Raw genomic sequence first — 17280 nt, 5'->3', positions numbered from 1 at the left:
AAGCCGGGCCCCGCACTATCGGGTGATTGTCAGGCCGCGGGTCCGTGCCCGGTTTCCGCCGCGGTCCGTGGTCGTTGTCCCAGCCGAAAGACATCCTGCGCTACCGAAAGGGCGGCAAGTGAAGTATTCGAAGGTTGCAGCGGTCGTGGCCGGCTCCATGATGGCGGTCGGCGTCGCGGCGCCCGCGTTCGCCCACACCACGGGCAACGAGACCACGAGCCCGGCTCCCACCAGCGTCAGCGGCGGGGTCGAGCAGGTGCTCGGCGCACAGCCGCTGCAGGTCGTCGACAGCGCGCAGCCGCTGCAGACCCCCGGCGGCCCGAAGGCCAGTGCCACCGTGGACACCCTCGCCCAGGCCGCGGCTGACCGGCTCCAGGGCGGCGCTCCGGCCGACGTCATCGCGGCGCAGGCGGTCACGACGGCCCAGGGTGTCGCCGAGGCCGGCCTCGCCGGGGCAGCGCCCGCCGGTGCCGCGCCCGCCGCGGCGACCCCAGGCACCGCAATGCTCGGCGGGCTGCCGGCGGGAGCCGTGGCCGGAGCGCTCGGGCTCGCCGGTCTCGCCGGCTGACGCTCCGGCGACTCCGGCGGACGGCCCCATCGGACCGCGTCGCCGGAACCGGACACTTCGTGAACGGTCGACCGGATCGCTCGGACCTGCTTCCGGAGCCGTGCGATCACAGCACCAGGGGAACGCAATGATCAAGAAGCTGCTGGCCGGAGCCGCCCTCGCAGCCTCGGTCGTCGCAGTCGGCGCCACCGCCTCCCCGGCCATGGCGCTCGATGACGGCACGGGCACCACGGCGGCGATCGGCGACGGCGCCTTGCAGAAGTACGGCGACACCGTGACCAGCGGCGCGGAGGGCCCGCGGATCAACCTGGTCCAGGGCGCCCTGGACCAGCCCTGCGTCGCCCTGCCGGTCAGGACGAACGCCCGCTCGCTCGGCGCCGTGACCCCGATCGCCGTGCAGGGGATCAACGCCCTGGCCTCGCAGCAGCAGCAGTGCGGCGGGAGTTCGGCCCCCGCACAGGGTGTCGCGACGCCGGCGCAGGTTCTCGGCGACAGTCCTGCCGGGTCCGGCGCCACCACCGGCTGACCTTCAGCCGGCTCGGCCCCGCTCGAGCCTGCTCGACCCGCACCACCCCGCTTGACCCGCACCACTCTGCTCGACCCGCGTCACCAGGGCCGCCGGCGATTCCGCGCCGGCGGCCCTCCGCCGTTCGCGGCCACCGACGCCACCGACGCCACCGCCCGGCCGCCCCGCCGCCGGCTGCCCGCCGCACCCTCGGGCGATGGCAGGAAAGGTGGGAAACCCGTCATTGCCGCCCTCCGGCACCGCTGCCAGGCTGAACCGCGTGACCAGCCATGACGTGCTCATCGTGCTCTTCGAGGGCGTGCAGAGCCTCGATGTGACCGGCCCGCTCGAAGTGTTCGCGGGCGCCGCGGGTACGGCGCGGGGCGCGCACCCCGCGCCCTACCGGATACGCACCGCGGCGCTGGGCGGCGGGCCTGTGCGCACCTCCGCGGGGCTGCGGCTGCTGCCCGACGAGGACCTGAGGGCCGCCGCGCCGCCCGACGTGCTGCTGGTGCCCGGCGGCCGGGGCACGTACCCGGCCGACCCCGAGGTCGTCGAGCGGATCGCGGCGCTCGCGCCGGGCGCGGGGCGGGTGGTGTCGGTGTGCACGGGCGCCTTCCTGCTGGCGGAGGCGGGCCTGCTGACCGGCCGCCGGGCGACCACGCACTGGGCGTACTGCGGCACGCTCGCCCGCCGGTTCCCGCGGATCGCCGTCGACCCCGAGCCGATCTTCGTACGGGACGGCCCCTATGCCACCTCCGCAGGTGTGACCGCGGGCATCGACCTGGCGCTCGCACTGGTCGAGGAGGACCTCGGCAGGGACGCCGCGCTCGCGGTGGCCCGCGGCCTCGTGGTCTTCCTGCGCAGGCCCGGCGGCCAGGCGCAGTTCAGCACACAGCTGGCCGCGCAGCTCGCCGAGCGGCATCCGCTGCGCGAGGTCCAGCGCTGGATCACCGAGCACCCCGAGGCGGACCTGTCGGTGGACGCGCTCGCGGAACGCGCCGCCCTGTCGCCCCGGCAGTTCGCCCGCGCCTTCCGCGCCGAGGTCGGGGTGACTCCCGGCCACTACGTCGACAGGGCCCGCCTGGAAGCTGCCCGCCGGCTGCTCGAGGACACCGGCTCAGGGGTGGCCGAGATCGCCCGGGCCGCCGGTTACGGCACACCCGAGGCCATGCGCCGGGCCTTCGTCCGCGCGTTGGCGGTACCGCCGGCGGAATACCGCCGGCGTTTCCACTCAGTCAGGAGCTGACCATGCAGATCGCCGTACTGCTCTACGAGGGTTTCACCGGGCTCGACGTGGTCGGCCCGTACGAGATCCTGTCCCGGATACCCGGCGCCGAGGTGGTCTTCACCGCGGTCGAGGCGGGACCGGTGCGTACCGACATGGCAAGCCTCGCGCTGACCGCCGACCGCACGCTGTCCGAGGTCGCTTCGCCCGATCTGCTGCTGGTGCCCGGCGGCCCCGGCACGGCGCAGGTGCTCGGCGACGAGGCGGTGACGCGGTGGCTGCGCGAGGTCGACGCGGGGACGACCTGGACGACGTCGGTCTGCTCGGGGTCGGTGCTGCTGGCCGCCGCGGGGCTGCTGACCGGGCGGCGCGCCGCCTCGCACTGGATCACGCTGGAGCACCTTCCGGCTTTCGGCGCCGTCCCGAGCACCGACCGGGTCGTCTTCGACGGCAAATACGCGACCGCCGCGGGGGTTTCGGCCGGTATCGACCTGGCGCTGCGGCTGGCGGGGCGGATCGCGGGCGACGCGGTGGCCGAGGCGATCCAGCTGGTCGTCGAGTACGAGCCCGAGCCGCCGTATTCGGCAGGCTCGGTGTCGACCGCCTCGCCTGAGCTGGTCAGCGAGCTGCGGGCGAGCCGGCTTGCCGTGCTGCCGCGCTGAGCTGCGTCAGTCGCGGCCGATCTCGGCGGCCTGGGCGCTGCCGAGTTCGGCGGCGGCGCGGAAGTAGCGGCGGATCACGGCGAGGTCGGCGTCGCTGAACGAGCCGAGCATCGCGTCGTAGGCGTCCCCGGGGCCCTCCCAGGCGTCGCCCAGCCCCTGGAGCGCGCCCGGGGTGAGCGCGACCAGCGACCTGCGGCGGTCGTCGGGGTCCGCGCGGCGCTCCACCAGGCCCGCGGCGACCAGCCGGTCGACCAGCCGGGTCGCGGAGCCGGGGGTCAGCCCGGTCAGCGTCGCGATGTGGCCGGTGGTCAGCGGCTCGGGCTCCAGGTCGAGCAGGTTGAGGCACTGCACGTCGGTCGGGTGCAGGCCGAGCCGGTCGGCCATCTTCTGGTTGAAGAGGGTCCAGGCCGCGTAGTGGCGCCTGGATTCCGTGACGACCTGGTCGAGCAGCTCCTCGCGGTCGGACATGCGGACTCCTTATTTCATTTGCGCGACGCAAAGAGTGTGCCGCACAATATCTGCATGGCGCAGTAGCTGTGCAGCGCCTTCAGTCTAGGGAATCCGCTGCCGCACGAGCCTGTGCGGCACGGGAACGGGAGAAATCATGACCATCCTCGTCACCGGCAGCCGCGGCCGCGTCGCCCGCACCCTCCTCGGCCTGCTGCACGCGCAAGGCCACCCGCTGCGGGCCGGGTCGAGCGACCCCGGTGCGCTGGACCCGCCCGGCGGCATACCCGCGGTGCGGTGCGTGCTCGACGATCCCGGCACCTTCGGCCCGGCCCTGGAGGGCGTGCGCTCGGTCTTCCTCTATGCCGGGCGCTCCACCGGTGCTGCCACCGCCTTCGCCGAGGCCGCGGCGGCCGCCGGGGTGCGGCACATCGTGCTGCTCTCCTCGTCCGCGGTCCTGGAGCCGGGCGGCGCGGACAACCTGCTGGCCGGCCACCATGCCGCCGTCGAGGCCGCGCTGAGCCGCGGGCCCGTCCCGGCCACCTTCCTGCGGCCGGGGGACTTCGCGGGGAACGCCCTGCGGTGGGCGCGGTCCATAGCCGCCACCGACACCGTCCGGCTGCCCTACCCGGAGGCGCACACGCTGCCGCTGCACGAGGACGACCTCGCCGAGGCTGCGGCCGCGGTGCTGACGGCGCCTGAAGGGCACCCCGCCCCCGCGTACACCCTCAGCGGGCCGCAGTCGCTCACCTTCCGCGAGCAGGCCGACCTCATCGGCGAAGGGCGGGGCCGCCCGGTGCGGGTCGAGACGGTGGACCCCGCCGAGTGGAAAGCGGCGTCGGGCATCCCCGCGCCCTACGCCGACGCCCTCCTCGACCACTGGCGCGCCCACGACGGCACCCCGCTGACCCCCGCCGCGCCCCTCGTGGACCACCCCCGCACCTTCTCCCTGTGGGCCGCCGCGAACGCCGCGTCCTTCGCCTGAGCCCGGGACGGCCTGCCGCGCACGGGCTCTCCCACCAGCCAAGGCTCGCTCCAGGGAACTCACACCTTCGCGTGCCAGCCTGTGCAGAGGGCGTAACCGCGGGCGGCCCGCGGAGTGACCGCCGCGTAATCGCAGGTTCGTAGCGTCGATCAGGCGCGGCCGCGGGGGCCGCCAAGGGGAGGGCCCGCAGGTGGGGACGACGACGGTACGAACGGTCTGCTCGTACTGCGGCGTCGGCTGCGGCCTCCTGCTGGACGTCGGTGCGGGACCCGACGGCCGCCGCACCGTGCTGAAGGCCGTCGGCGACAAGTCGCACCCGGCGAACCGCGGCCGGCTCTGCACGAAGGGCGCGACGACCGCGGACATGCTGTCGGCGCCCGGCCGCCTGGAGCAGGCCCTCGTCAGGAGCGAGCGCGGCGCGGAAGCCCTCGCCTCGCCCACCGCGGAGGCGATCGCCGAGACCGGCCGCCGGCTGCGGGCGATCGTGGACGAGCACGGGCCCGACGCGCTGGCCCTCTACGTGTCGGGCCAGATGAGCCTGGAAGCGCAGTACCTGGCGAACAAGCTCGCCAAGGGCTTCGTCGGCACCAACCAGATCGAGTCCAACTCCCGTCTGTGCATGGCAAGCGCAGGCACCGGCTACAAGCTGTCGCTCGGCGCGGACGGCCCGCCCGGGTCGTACCAGGACCTGGACCGGGCCGACGTCTTCCTGGTGATCGGCGCCAACATGGCCGACTGCCACCCGATCCTCTTCCTGCGGATGATGGAGCGGGTCAAGGCCGGCGCCAAGCTGATCGTGGTGGACCCGCGGCGCAACGCGACGGCCGCGAAGGCGGACCTCTTCCTGCAGATCCGCCCCGGCACCGACCTGGCGCTGCTGAACGGCCTGCTGCACCTGCTGCACGCCGGCGGCCACACCGACCAGGACTTCATCGACCGCTGGACCGAGGGCTGGGAGGCGATGCCCGGCTTCCTCGCCGACTACCCGCCGGACGCGGTCGCCGCCGTCACCGGCATACCCGAGGCCGACATCCGGCAGGCGGCCGAGCTGATCGGCGGCGCGGCCGAGTGGACGAGTTGCTGGACGATGGGCCTCAACCAGTCGACCCACGGCACCTGGAACACCAACGCGCTGATCAACCTGCACCTGGCGACCGGTGCGATCTGCCGCCCCGGCAGCGGCCCGTTCTCGCTCACCGGCCAGCCGAACGCCATGGGCGGCCGGGAGATGGGCTACATGGGCCCGGGACTGCCCGGCCAACGCTCGGTGCTGGTGCCGGAAGACCGCGCGTTCGCCGAGGAGTTGTGGGGCCTGCCGCCCGGCACCGTGAGGTCCGACGGTGTCGGGCGCGGCACGGTGGAGATGTTCCGGCGGATGGCCGAGGGCGACATCAAGGCCTGCTGGATCATCTGCACCAACCCGGTGGCGTCGGTGGCGAACCGCCGTACCGTCATCGAGGGCCTGGAGGCGGCCGAATTCGTCGTCACCCAGGACGTGTTCGCCGACACCGAGACCAACGCGTACGCCGATGTCGTGCTGCCCGGCGCGATGTGGACCGAGTCCGACGGCGTCCTGATCAACAGCGAGCGCAACCTCACCCTCGCCCGGCAGGCCGTCGACCCGCCGGGCGAGGCGCTGCCCGACTGGCGGATCATCGCCGAGGTGGCCAGGGCGATGGGCTACGGGGAGGCCTTCGACTACGCGGGACCCGAGGAGGTCTTCGACGAGATCCGCCGGGCCTGGAACCCGGCCACCGGCTACGACCTGCGGGGCGTGACGTACGAGCGGCTTCGCGACACCCCTGTGCAGTGGCCCGCGCCCACCGCGGACGGACCGGACCGCAATCCGATCCGCTACGTCGAGGGCGACGGGCTGCGCTTCCCGACGCCGAGCGGCCGGGCCGTCTTCCACGCCAGGCCGCACGTGCCGCCCGCGGAGATGCCAGACGACGACTTCCCCTTCGTGCTCAACACCGGGCGGCTCCAGCACCAGTGGCACACCCTGACCAAGACCGGCAGGGTCGCCAAGCTCAACAAGCTCGACCCGGGGCCCTTCGTGGAGCTGCACCCGCGCGACGCGGCGGAGCTGGGCATCGCCGAGGGCGACTCGGTGGAGGTCGCCTCGCGGCGCGGCCGGGCGGTGCTGCCCGCGGTGCTGACCGAGCGGGTGCTGCCGGGGTGCTGCTTCGCGCCCTTCCACTGGAACGACCTCTTCGGTGAATACCTCAGCGTCAACGCGGTGACCAGCGACGCGGTCGATCCGCTGTCCTTCCAGCCGGAGTTCAAGGTGTGCGCGGTGTCCCTGACGAGGGTCGCCGCGTCCGCCGCCGCTCCCGGCGCGACCGGGCGGGACGTCCTGCCCGCGGGGGACGCGGCGCCGGCCGCCACCGATGACATCTTCGGTTTGCGGGACCTTGCACCGCCGGTGCTCGCGGAGGGCGAACGGCGCTATCTGGTCGGCTTCCTGGCCGGTCTCGGCCTGGGCGTGAAGGGGGTGCCCGTCCTGCCGCGGGACGCGCCCTTCACACCGGAACACGCGCTGTGGGTCAACGGGGTCCTCGCGGGCATGTATTCGCGGCTGCCCGCGGGACCCGACCAGGAGCCGCACACCGAAGTCCCGCGGGCCGGGCGGGAGGTGGTGGTCCTGTGGGCGTCGCAGACCGGCAATGCCGAGGAATTCGCCGCGGCCGCCGCCCGGCGCCTGACCGGCACAGGGCACCGGGCCACCCTGCTCGGCATGGCCGACGCCTCCCCCGCCGCGCTGCCCGCCGCGGCCGACCTGCTGCTGATCACCAGCACCTTCGGCGACGGCGACGCGCCGGACAACGGCACCGGCTTCTGGGACGCGCTCACCGCGCCCGACACCCCGCGGCTCGACGGCCGCCGCTTCGCCGTACTCGCCCTCGGCGACTCCTCCTACGACGACTTCTGCGGCCACGGCCGCCGGCTGGACGAACGCCTCGGCGAACTCGGCGGAGTACGCCTCGCGCCGCGTACGGACTGCGAGCCCGACTACGAGTCCACAGCGCTGGCCTGGCTGGACCAGGTGCTCGGCGCGCTCGCGGCGGCCGCGCCAGGACAGGCCGACGCCCTGGCCCCCGCCCCGTCCGCGCCCGCGCCCGCCCCGGCAGGGCCCGTACGGCGCACCGCGGCCGGGACCGCCCGGCTCACCGGCAACCGGGTGCTCGGGCTGCCCGGCGCGGCCAAGGAAGTCCGCCGCTTCACCCTCGACACCCGCGACAGCCCCGTCCCGCTGCCCTACGAGGCCGGCGACGCCCTCGGCGTGCTGCCCGTCAACTCCCCCGCCCTGGTCGAGGAATGGCTCACGGTGACCGGGCTCGACCCGGGTACGGGGGTCACCGTCCCCGGCGTCGGCGACGTCCCGCTGGGCGAGGCGCTGCAACGGCACCTGGACATCAGCAGGATCACCCCCGACCTGCTGCGCTTCGTCGCCGACCGCACCCGCGACCGGGTCCTGAGGAAGCTGCTGCGGCCCGACAACAAGGACGAGCTCGCCAAGTGGTCGTGGAGCAGGCAGGCGGTGGACCTCGTCGCCGAATACGTGGTCAAGGCCGACGCCGCCGAGTGGGCCGGGGTGCTCAAGAAGCTCCAGCCGCGGCTGTACTCCATATCGTCGAGCCCGCTCACCGACCCGCAGCAGATCTCGCTGACCGTCTCGGTCGTGCGCTACGACAACCCCGGCGGCCGCCCGCGCGGCGGCGTCTGCTCGCCCTTCCTGGCCGACGCGGAGCCCGGTACGTCCGTCCCCGTGCACGTCCGGCGCTCCCCGCACTTCCGGCCGCCCGCCGACCCGGCCACCCCCATGGTCATGGTCGGCCCCGGCACCGGCGTCGCCCCCTTCATCGGCTTCCTCGACGAGCGCCGCGCCCGCGGCCACCGCGGCCGCAACTGGCTCTTCTTCGGCGAGCAGCACCGCGCCACCGACTTCTACTACGAGGACGACCTCACCGCGCGCCTGGCCGACGGCACCCTCACCCGCCTCGACACCGCCTTCTCCCGCGACCAGCGGGCCAAGGTCTACGTCCAGGACCGGATGCGCGAGCGCGGCCCGCTCCTGTGGTCGTGGCTCCAGGAAGGCGCGCACTTCTACGTCTGCGGCGACGCCGCCCGGATGGCGAAGGACGTCGACCGCGCGCTGCGCGACATCGCCGTCACCCACGGCGCCCTCTCCCCCGAGGCGGCGACCGCGTACGTCAAGCAGCTCGCCGCCGACAAGCGCTACGTGCGCGACGTCTACTAGGCGACTCCGGCGGACCCTTGCCGGGCGCGTCAGCTCAGGATCTTCTGCTTGGCCCGCTGGAACTCCTCCTCCGTGAGGTGCCCCGAACTCTTCATCTCGGCGAGCTTGGCCAGCTCGTCGGCGGACCCGCCGGAACCTGAACCGGCGGTCTTGCGGATGTACTCGTCGATCTCCTGCTGGTGGGCCTTCGAGTGGTGGGCCTCCCGCCGCCCCATGCCGGCGCCGCGGACGCAGACGTAGACGAAGACGCCGAGGAAGGGGAGTACCAGCACGAAAACCAGCCAGCCGGCCTTGGCCCAGCCGCCCAGCGTGTCGTCGCGGAGGAGGTCGGCGACGATCCGGAAGAGCAGGAAGATCCACAGCACCCACAGGAAGACCCACAGAGCGGTCAGGAAGGCGCCGAGCACGGGATAGTCGTAGGCGAGGTAGACGGTGTCGTTCATGACGGCCTCCGGTTCAGGCGGTGTCGGGGGAGACGGGGACGCGGCCATCGGCCGCCGCGGCGGCGAGTGCCTGGTGGTCCAGGGCGTTGCGGTCGGCGTAGGCCTCGGCGAACTCCGCCAGGGCGCGGTCCAGCACCTCACCGCTGCCCGCGTAGGCGGCCAGCGCGATCGGGTCGCCGGAGCGGGCGTGCGCGCGCGCCAGGGAGGCGCCGCAGACCCGGGCGAAGAGGCGCAGCATCGTCGCGGACATCGTGTCGGGCTGCGCGATGCCCTTCCAGTCGCGCAACTGCCGCACGTAGAAGTCCCGCTGTCGCCCGTCGATGCCGATGACGCGGTCCCAGCCGAGCAGGATGTCGCCCGCGGACTGCATCAACCGCTGCCCCGCGACGACGCGTTGGCCCTGGTTGTCCTGGGCGGCGGCACCGGCGTAGGGGGTGAGGACCGAGGGTCCCGCCTCCTTGGCCTGGAGCAGCAGCGGGTCGCCGTCGTCGCGGCCGACGGCGAGGACCACCCAGCACCGGGTGCCGACGCTGCCGACGCCGACGACCTTGCGCGCCATGTCGACCACCTGGAAGCGGCTGAGCAGCAGCCGCCGCTCCGGCGGCAGGCTCTCGCTGTAGCGGCGCAGCAGCTCGTTCAGCCTCCGCTCGAGCTCGGCGCGCCGGTCGTCGGGCAGCAGGTCGCGCAGCGGGGTGATCAGCGGCGGGTCCGCGGCGAACCTGCGGTGCCCGTCGACGACGTGGGTGAGCTTGTCGAAGGCCTGCGCCGTGGTCCTGGTGCGGGCCTTGGCGAGTGCCTTGCCGGTCCGCTTGCGCACGGTCGCGCCGGGCTGCTCCTTGCCCGGCAGCAAACCCGTCAGCTGGTCGGTGTCGTCCTGCGCGTACCAGATGTCGAGGGTGCCCATGCCGGCGAAGAGCTGCATCCGCTCGCGGTACGCCTCCACCGCCCCGCGGACGATCGCGGCACGCTGATCCGAGCCGAAGTCACGCGCCCGCGCGGCGATCTCCAGGCTGGTCGTGAGCCGTTTGAGGTCCCATTCGAAGGGCCCTGGCAGCGTCTCGTCGAAGTCGTTGATGTCGAAGACCAGATGGCGCTCTGGCGACGCGAGCAGCCGGAAGTTCAGCAGGTGCGCGTCCCCGCACAGCTGGGCGGTAAGGCCGGTGTGCGGCTTCGTGCCGAGGTCGGCGGCCATGATGCCGGCGGCGCCCCGGTAGAAGCGGAAGGGCGACTCCAGCATGCGGCCGTAGCGGATCGGCACCAGCTCCGGCACCCGGTCGGCGGACTGCCGTTCCAGCAGCTCGACCGGGTCGAAACGCTTGCCGCCCGGTTCGAAGCGGGCGTGTGCGGACCGCGGCACGCGGCGCCGTGCCGCCTTTCCGTGTGCGGCCCGCTCGGAGGGGCCGCGCCGTGGCACGGCCCTGCCGAGCGGATCCCTGACCTCGTTGCGCATGGGCTCACCGCCCTCCGGTTGCCTCCATCCTGAACCCGGGCCGCCGACCCCGCCACGCGAGCACCTGTCACTCACGGTGACCACGGGTGACGCGGCGGGCGTCCACCGTTCGGTGGACGGTGATGTGCCCGTACGGCCGTTCCGGGCGCAGGCGCGCGGCGGGATCGTGGACGCATGACGGACGACGTGGTGAAAGTGCGCGGGCTTCGCAAGCGGTACGGCGAGGTCGACGCGGTGGACGGGGTGGATCTCGGCATCCGGCGCGGCGAGGTTTTCGGGATCCTGGGGCCCAACGGGGCCGGCAAGAGCACGACCGTGGAGATCCTCCAGGGCCACCGGCGGCGGGACAGCGGCGAGGTGGCGGTGCTCGGGCAGGACCCGGGCACCGCGGACCGAGCGTGGCAGTCGCGGGTCGGGATCGTGTGGCAGGACGAGTCGGCCGCGGCGGAGCTGACCGTCGCCGAGACGCTGCGGCACTTCGCCCGCTACTACCCGCGGCCGCGCGATCCGGCCGAGGTCATCGACCTGGTGGGCCTGGCGGAGAAGGCGGACAGCCGCACCAAGGAGCTGTCCGGCGGCCAGCGCAGGCGGCTCGATGTGGCGCTCGGCGTGATCGGCGGCCCAGAACTGCTGCTGCTCGACGAGCCGACGACCGGCTTCGACCCGGCGGCCAGACGGCAGTTCTGGTCGCTGATCCGCAGCCTCGCCGACGAGGGCACCACCATCATCCTCACCACCCACTACCTCGACGAGGCCGAGGCGCTGGCCGACCGGCTCGCGGTGATCGCGGCAGGCAAGGTCGTCGCCGAGGGCGAGCCCGGCTCGCTCGCCGGGCGCGCGCAGGCCAGGGCCACCGTCCACTGGGCGGACCCGGACGGCACCGCGCACAGCGAGGAGACCGACACCCCGACCCGCACCGTCGGCGCGCTGGCCGGCCGCTTCGACGGCGAGATACCCGAACTGCGGGTCACCCGGCCCACCTTGGAAGACATCTACCTGCGACTCATCGGATCGGAGGACAGCTGATGGCCGGCACCACCGCCGCGACGGCGCTCACTCCCGTGTCGGACGACAGGTCCGCCCGGCTGCCCGGGGCATGGCGCCTCGGCCTGCTGCGCGGGGCGATGGAGATCCGGCTGTTCTTCCGGCTGCGCGAGCAGGTGATCTTCACCTTCGCCTTCCCCATCGTCTTCCTCTTCCTCTTCGCCTCGATCTTCCACGACGACATGGAGAACACCGGCTCCACGGCGTCGCAGTACTACGTGGCGTCGATGATCGCGGCCGGCATCATGTCCACCAGCTTCCAGTCGCTTGGCATCTCCATCGCGATCGAACGCGACGAGAAGGTGCTGCGCCGGCTGCGCGGCACCCCGATGCCGCCCGCCGCGTACTTCCTGGGCAAGATCTGGCTGGTGCTGGTCACGGGACTGCTGGAGACGGCCGCGCTGCTGGTCTTCGGCACCACCGTCTACGACGTCGACCTGCCCTCGGACGTGTCCGGCTGGCTCACCTTCGGCTGGATCTTCGTGCTCGGCCTGACCGGCTGCGCGCTGCTCGGCATCGCGATCAGCAGCGTGCCGAAGTCGGGCAGGAGCGCCACCTCCGTGGTCGTACTTCCCTTCCTGGTCCTGCAGTTCATCTCCGGTGTGTACATCCTCATCGACACGGTGCCCGGCTGGATGCTGACCATCGGCTCGTTCTTCCCGCTGAAGTGGATGTGCCAGGGCCTGCGCGGGGTCTTCCTGCCGGAGGCGGCCGCCGCCCTCGAACCGGCGGGCAGTTGGGAGTACGGACGTATCGCCCTGGTGCTGGGCGCCTGGTGCATCGGAGGATTGGTGCTGTGCTTGCTGACCTTCCGCTGGAAGAGCCGGAACGACGGCTGACCGAGTCGCCACCGCCCGCCGCGGGTGCCCGCGGCGGGCACGTGTGGGAGCGCTCCTTCCTGCCGTGGGACCTGTACTTCGTCGTCGTGTGGGTGGGGACCGTGCTCTTCGCCCTCGCGGCGGAGACCCCGGGGCCCGGTGTACGCGTCATCGCCGCCTGCCTCTTCTGCCTGCCGGTGCCCTGGTACGTGTGGGTCGGCCGCCCGCTGCTGATCACGCAGAGCACCGCAAGCGGCACCCGGCCGGCCGTGCGGTATCTCGTCGGCCTCGTGCTGCTCTTCCTGCCGCCCGCGGCACTCGTGGGGGAGACCAGGCTCGCGACCTTCGGCCTCGTACCGCAGTGCTTCATGCTGCTGCGGGTGCGGGGCGCGCTCACCGCCGTCGCCCTCATCAACACCCTGCCGGTCGCGGCCTGGGCGCTGATCTGGCGTCCCGACGACCACGACCTCTACTACAACTCCGTCTTCGCCGTCGTCACCCTCGCCTTCTCTGCGGTGGTCGGCAGCTGGATCATCCGCGTCATCGAGCAGAGCACGGAACGCGCCGACCTGGTCGCCGAGTTGGACGCCAGCCGCGGCGAGGTGGCCCGGCTGTCCGCGGAGCGCGGCGCCCTCGCGGAGCGCGAACGGCTCTCCCGGGAGATCCACGACACCCTCGCGCAGGGCTTCACCAGCGTCCTGATGCTCGTCCAGGCGGTCGAGACGGAGTTCGAGGACGACCCGGAGCAGGCCCGCCGCCACCTCGCCCTCATGGCGGGCACCGCCCGGGAGAACCTGGCGGAGGCCCGCGCCCTCGTCGCGGACAACGCCCCCGCGGGGCTCGACGGCGGCTCCCTGCCCGACGCCCTGCGCCGCCTCGCCGCCCGTCACACCGAGCAGACGGGCGCACCCGCGGCCGTCGGGATCACCGGTGACGTGCGGGCGCTGCCCGCGGCCGTCGAGGTCGTCGCCCTGCGCAGCTGCCAGGAGGCCCTGGCCAACGCCCGCCGGCACGCAGGCCCCGCCGTCCCCGTCACCCTCGACCTGCACTACGCCGAGGACACCCTGCGGCTCGCGGTACGCGACACCGGCCGCGGCTTCGACCCCGCGGGGCCGCCGGGCACCGGCTACGGCCTGCCGGGGCTGCGCGCCAGGGCCGCCGAGATGGGCGGCACCGCGGCCGTCGACAGCGCGCCCGGCCGCGGCACCGCGGTCACCGTCACCCTGCCGCTCGCGGCCGCCCGGAGGAGCACACCGTGATCCGTATCCTGCTCGCGGACGACCACCCCGTCGTGCGCGAAGGGCTCCGCGCGATGCTCGACGCGGAGGCCGACCTCGACGTCGTCGGCGAGGCGTCGAGCGGCCCGCAGGCCGAGGCGCTGGCCGCCACCCTGCGGCCCGACATCGTGCTCATGGACCTGCGGATGCCGGAAGGCGGCGGCGTCGAGTCCATCCTCCGCATGACCGCGGCCGGGCTGCCGTGCCGGGTCATCGTGCTCACCACCTACGAGACCGACGGCGACATCCTCCGCGCCGTGGAGGCCGGCGCGGCGGGCTACCTCCTGAAGGACCTCGCCCGCGGCGAGCTCGCGACCGCGGTGCGGGCCGCCGCCCGAGGCGAGACCGTCCTGGCCCCGACCGTCGCGGCCCGCCTCGTCGACCGCCTCCGCTTCCGCCCGGAGCGCCCGCACCTGTCCGACCGCGAGACCGCCGTCCTGCGCCTCGTCGCCGACGGCTGCACCAACGCCGAGATCGGCCGCCGCCTGTTCATCGGCGAGTCCACCGTGAAGACCCACCTGCTGCGCACCTTCACCAAGCTGGGCGTCACCGACCGCACCGCCGCCGTCACCTCGGCGATGCGCCACGGCCTGCTGTGACGGCCTGTTGCGACCGCCTGTTGTGACGGCTTGCTGCGACGGCTTGCTGTGACCGCCTGTTGCGACGGCCTGTGTGACGGCCGCGCGGAGCCTTGTGCCCGGCCCGGCCCTGGTCCCGTGGGCGCTCACGCGGCGAGCCGCCTCGTCACGACGAGGCGGCTCGCGGTGTGGGGCAGCCAGCGGGGTGGTGCGACGGCGGGTGCGGTCACAGGCCGCCGGTGTAGAGCAGGCGGTCGGGCGAGCCCGCGGTGACGCTCAGCACGTCAGGGGTGGCCTGGCCCGCGACCCAGTCGCCCACGGCCTGCGCGCCCGCGGTCGGGTTCGCCGCCTTGTAGAGCAGTGCGACCCCGGCGGCGTGCGGGCTGGCCATCGAGGTGCCGCTGAGGGTCACGCTGCCGCCGCCGAGCTTGGCGGAGGCGATGTTCACCCCGGGCGCGTAGAGGGCCAGGCACTCGCCGAAGTTGCTGAAGGAGGCCTGCCGGTCGGAGGAGTCGGTCGCCCCGACGGTGAACACGCCCCGGGCGCCGGCGGGCGAGACGTCGCACGCGTCCTCCGAGCTGTTGCCCGCGGCCACCACCGGCAGCACACCCGCGTCGGCGAGCGCCGTGGCGGCTTCGTTGACCGCGTTGGAGAAGGCGCCGCCGAGGGAGGCGTTCAGCACGGCCGGCTGCTTGGCGTTCTTCGCCACCCAGTCGAAGCCAGCGACGACCCCGGCCACGGTGCCGCTGCCGTCGCAGCCCAGCACCCGGACGCTGACCAGGTTCGCCTTCGGGGCGACACCGTAGGTGGCGCCGCCGACGGTGCCGGCGACATGGGTGCCGTGGCCCTGGCAGTCCTGGCCGTTGCGCCCGTCGCCGATGGCGTCGAAGCCGGGCACGGCCCGACCGCCGAACTGGGTGTTGGCGTAGTCGATGCCGGTGTCCAGGATGTAGGCCGTCGCGCCGGCGCCGTCGCCGGCGGTGGTGAACTGGCCGTCGAGCGGCAGGTCGTGCTGGTCGATCCGGTCCAGGCCCCAGGTGGCCGCCGCGGCCCTGACGCCGCTGCCGCCCGCCGGGACGGCGGCGTCGGTGGTGTGCGCCAGGTCGAAGGCGGTCACCGCCGAGTTCTCCTCGACCGACTCGACGCCGCGCAGCCTGCGGATCGAGTCGAGCTGCGCCGCGTCGAGCGTGACGGCGAAGCCGCGCAGCGCGCTGCTGTAGGTGAAGAAGGGCTTGACGCCGGTCTTCTGGGCCATCGACGACGGGTCGAGGGTCTTCTGCACGGTCACGATGTACTGGCCCGCGACGGCATGGGCGTGCGTGTGCAGCGGGGCGAGCGTGGTGGCGGGAGTGGGCACCGGGATGGCGGCCACGGCAGGAGTGCCGGCCACGGTCAGCGGTGCGAGGACCAGGGCTGCGGCGGAAAGGCCGCGCGCGAACAAGCGCATGTCGGGCTCCGGTGGGGACGGTGGTGGGCGATGACGTCCGCGCCCCGGTGCGCCCGTACGGCGGGTGCGGCGGTACGGGCGGGCAAGGCCACGGCCGGACCTACAATCTGACGATCATTCATCCCCCGGCCTCCGACACACGTACGACGGGGGCCGTGTCAGCCGAATGGGCGCGGCATCCGGCGTACATTGCCGGGCCCCCGGCACGTACGGCCCCCGGCACGTACGGCCCCCCGCACGTACGGCGGCCCCCGGCACGTACGGCTCGCGGCGCGGCAATGTGCCGCGGCCTCTCGTACGGCGGGGGTCGGGAGCCGGGGCGGGGGCCGGGATACGGCAGGCGGGCGCCCTCGCGGGTGCCGGGGAACGGTCCGACCGGCGGCCCCGCCCCGCCCCGCCCCGCGCGGGTCGCGAAACCCGCGTCAGGGTGCGGGCGGTGCGGACGCCGCCGCGTGCAGCAGCAATTCGGAGCCCAGCGCGGTGAGGGTGTGGTGGCTGGAGCGGCCGTCGCGCCGGGTGGCGACGAGACCGGCCCGCCGCAGGACCGTGGCGTGCTCGCTGGCCGACGCCAGCGACAGGCCCACCCTGCGGGCCAGCTGGCCGGTGGTCACCCCGTCGGCGATCACTTCGAGTACCGCCGCCCTGCTGTGCCCGATCAGCGCGGCCAGCCCCTCGTGCGGACCGCCCGGCAGGTCCGCCAGCGGGTGCTCGCCGCTGCCGGGGGCCACCTCGTAGTAGAGCGTGGGCTGCTCGTCGTCCGGGTCACAGGGCACGTACGAGCTGAACGCGCCCGGCGCCAGCAGCAGTCCGCGGCCACCGAGGTGGTAGTCGTAGTCGGTCTCCGCCCTGGTCTGCACTTCGAGCACCGGCGGCCGCCATCGCATCCGGGGGCCGAGGGTGTGCAGCACCTCCTCGACGCCGCCGTCACCCAACTGCCGGGTGCGGGCGGCCCGGTCCGCGGCGAGCAGCGCGGCCAGCCCGCGCCAGTAGGGCGCCACGGCCACCCGGTGGTAGTCCCGTACCGCCGCGGCCAGCCGGTTCGCCGCGGCCCTGTCGCCCTCGGCCAGGTCCCGGGTCCAGCGGGGCAGCGGGCGGTGCCTGCCGACGTACTCGAGGTCGGCGCGCAGGGCCCGCGGCGGGGTGCTCAGCAACCGCTCCAGCTCGTCGTCCAGCGTCCGGAGGCCGATGTGCGGGCGCAGGAAGCGCGGGACGGGGTGCGCGGGGTCGACCGGTGCGAGCTGGGCGAAGTACGGCACCCGCGGCGGCCCGCCGCCCATGCCGCCGCCCGGCCCCACCAGCCCGGCCCGCACCAGCCGCCGCCACCTGTCCAGGCCGGGCGTGCCGGCCCGCTGCGCCAGCCGGAAGGTGCTGAAGGTGGTGACCGCGAGCGGGCTCGGGCGGCCCGCCATCCGGGTACGTGCCAGGTCGGTCAGCGTGAAGTGGATGCGCACGGAGCCCCCCGTTTGCTTCGACCAGGGCCGAAACGTCTCGCCGTACTCCTTTGTACACGGCACGGTGGTGTGCGCGGGGCGCCCCCGGCGGCCGGGGGCGGTCGGGGACGCCGCGC

At 74.0% G+C, this 17280-nt stretch carries 15 protein-coding genes; 10 read left to right on the top strand and 5 right to left on the bottom strand.

The window, feature by feature from the left end:
- The first annotated feature begins 118 nt into the window (after positions 1-118).
- From ACGFMP_RS01950 to ACGFMP_RS01935, 4 genes are all read left to right on the top strand, one after another.
- A complete protein-coding gene (locus ACGFMP_RS01950; RefSeq protein ID WP_393669655.1) occupies positions 119-568 on the top strand; it encodes a hypothetical protein in 450 nt (149 codons plus the stop codon).
- Positions 569-695: 127 nt separating this feature from the next.
- The gene (locus ACGFMP_RS01945; protein WP_393669653.1) at positions 696-1094 is read left to right on the top strand and encodes a rodlin; all 399 of its coding nucleotides are present in this window, start codon (positions 696-698) and stop codon (positions 1092-1094) included.
- A gap of 259 nt (positions 1095-1353) precedes the next feature.
- Positions 1354-2322 carry a GlxA family transcriptional regulator gene (locus tag ACGFMP_RS01940; RefSeq protein WP_393669652.1) on the top strand — a complete coding sequence of 323 codons (969 nt, stop codon included), beginning with the start codon at positions 1354-1356 and terminating at the stop codon, positions 2320-2322.
- A 2-nt stretch (positions 2323-2324) separates the two neighbouring features.
- Entirely contained in the window at positions 2325-2963 is a 639-nt protein-coding gene (locus ACGFMP_RS01935; protein WP_393669651.1) for a DJ-1/PfpI family protein, read from the top strand.
- A gap of 6 nt (positions 2964-2969) precedes the next feature.
- Here the strand turns inward: ACGFMP_RS01935 and ACGFMP_RS01930 are convergent, their stop codons facing one another.
- Entirely contained in the window at positions 2970-3431 is a 462-nt protein-coding gene (locus ACGFMP_RS01930) for a MarR family winged helix-turn-helix transcriptional regulator (protein ID WP_393669650.1), read from the bottom strand.
- A 136-nt stretch (positions 3432-3567) separates the two neighbouring features.
- On the opposite strand from ACGFMP_RS01930, the gene ACGFMP_RS01925 reads away from it, so the two are divergent.
- Entirely contained in the window at positions 3568-4395 is an 828-nt protein-coding gene (locus ACGFMP_RS01925; protein WP_393669649.1) for an SDR family oxidoreductase, read from the top strand.
- Between the two features lie 190 nt (positions 4396-4585).
- A complete protein-coding gene (locus tag ACGFMP_RS01920) occupies positions 4586-8656 on the top strand; it encodes a molybdopterin-dependent oxidoreductase (protein WP_393669648.1) in 4071 nt (1356 codons plus the stop codon).
- A 29-nt stretch (positions 8657-8685) separates the two neighbouring features.
- On the opposite strand, the gene ACGFMP_RS01915 is transcribed toward ACGFMP_RS01920, so the two are convergent.
- Together ACGFMP_RS01915 and ACGFMP_RS01910 are read right to left on the bottom strand one after the other, a co-directional pair.
- The gene (locus ACGFMP_RS01915; protein WP_393669647.1) at positions 8686-9099 is read right to left on the bottom strand and encodes an SHOCT domain-containing protein; all 414 of its coding nucleotides are present in this window, start codon (positions 9097-9099) and stop codon (positions 8686-8688) included.
- A gap of 13 nt (positions 9100-9112) precedes the next feature.
- Entirely contained in the window at positions 9113-10549 is a 1437-nt protein-coding gene (locus ACGFMP_RS01910; RefSeq protein WP_393669646.1) for a DUF2252 domain-containing protein, read from the bottom strand.
- Between the two features lie 174 nt (positions 10550-10723).
- On the opposite strand from ACGFMP_RS01910, the gene ACGFMP_RS01905 reads away from it, so the two are divergent.
- The 4 genes from ACGFMP_RS01905 to ACGFMP_RS01890 are packed head-to-tail and all read left to right on the top strand — an operon-like array spanning position 10724 to position 14287.
- A complete protein-coding gene (locus tag ACGFMP_RS01905; RefSeq protein WP_393669645.1) occupies positions 10724-11575 on the top strand; it encodes an ABC transporter ATP-binding protein in 852 nt (283 codons plus the stop codon).
- Positions 11575-12432: an ABC transporter permease gene (locus ACGFMP_RS01900; RefSeq protein ID WP_393669643.1), complete on the top strand. Its 858-nt coding sequence runs from the start codon at positions 11575-11577 to the stop codon at positions 12430-12432. Before ACGFMP_RS01905 ends, ACGFMP_RS01900 begins: the two co-directional genes overlap by 1 nt.
- Complete coding sequence (locus ACGFMP_RS01895; RefSeq protein WP_393669642.1) at positions 12390-13670, top strand: sensor histidine kinase; 1281 nt, start codon at positions 12390-12392, stop codon at positions 13668-13670. Before ACGFMP_RS01900 ends, ACGFMP_RS01895 begins: the two co-directional genes overlap by 43 nt.
- Positions 13667-14287 carry a response regulator gene (locus ACGFMP_RS01890; RefSeq protein ID WP_393669641.1) on the top strand — a complete coding sequence of 207 codons (621 nt, stop codon included), beginning with the start codon at positions 13667-13669 and terminating at the stop codon, positions 14285-14287. The genes ACGFMP_RS01895 and ACGFMP_RS01890 overlap by 4 nt, the downstream gene beginning before the upstream one ends.
- A 205-nt stretch (positions 14288-14492) precedes the next feature.
- On the opposite strand, the gene ACGFMP_RS01885 is transcribed toward ACGFMP_RS01890, so the two are convergent.
- Both ACGFMP_RS01885 and ACGFMP_RS01880 read right to left on the bottom strand, forming a co-directional pair.
- Entirely contained in the window at positions 14493-15713 is a 1221-nt protein-coding gene (locus ACGFMP_RS01885; protein WP_393669639.1) for a S8 family peptidase, read from the bottom strand.
- A 422-nt stretch (positions 15714-16135) separates the two neighbouring features.
- Complete coding sequence (locus tag ACGFMP_RS01880; RefSeq protein WP_393669638.1) at positions 16136-17164, bottom strand: ArsR/SmtB family transcription factor; 1029 nt, start codon at positions 17162-17164, stop codon at positions 16136-16138.
- Positions 17165-17280: the final 116 nt, after the last annotated feature.

This window comes from Streptomyces sp. NPDC049040, assembly GCF_043197715.1.
Lineage (GTDB): Bacteria > Actinomycetota > Actinomycetes > Streptomycetales > Streptomycetaceae > Actinacidiphila.
Note: the sequence above shows the minus strand (reverse complement) of the source record. Positions and strands in the feature narration are given on the sequence as shown.

Excerpts from the sequence above, each read along its gene's own strand:
- ACGFMP_RS01945 (WP_393669653.1), top strand. The coding sequence starts at position 696 with ATGATCAAGAAGCTGCTGGCCGGAGCCGCCCTCGCAGCCTCGGTCGTC.
- ACGFMP_RS01935 (WP_393669651.1), top strand. The coding sequence starts at position 2,325 with ATGCAGATCGCCGTACTGCTCTACGAGGGTTTCACCGGGCTCGACGTG.
- ACGFMP_RS01930 (WP_393669650.1), bottom strand. The coding sequence starts at position 3,431 with ATGTCCGACCGCGAGGAGCTGCTCGACCAGGTCGTCACGGAATCCAGG.
- ACGFMP_RS01925 (WP_393669649.1), top strand. The coding sequence starts at position 3,568 with ATGACCATCCTCGTCACCGGCAGCCGCGGCCGCGTCGCCCGCACCCTC.
- ACGFMP_RS01915 (WP_393669647.1), bottom strand. The coding sequence starts at position 9,099 with ATGAACGACACCGTCTACCTCGCCTACGACTATCCCGTGCTCGGCGCC.
- ACGFMP_RS01910 (WP_393669646.1), bottom strand. The coding sequence starts at position 10,549 with ATGCGCAACGAGGTCAGGGATCCGCTCGGCAGGGCCGTGCCACGGCGC.
- ACGFMP_RS01905 (WP_393669645.1), top strand. The coding sequence starts at position 10,724 with ATGACGGACGACGTGGTGAAAGTGCGCGGGCTTCGCAAGCGGTACGGC.
- ACGFMP_RS01900 (WP_393669643.1), top strand. The coding sequence starts at position 11,575 with ATGGCCGGCACCACCGCCGCGACGGCGCTCACTCCCGTGTCGGACGAC.
- ACGFMP_RS01885 (WP_393669639.1), bottom strand. The coding sequence starts at position 15,713 with ATGCGCTTGTTCGCGCGCGGCCTTTCCGCCGCAGCCCTGGTCCTCGCA.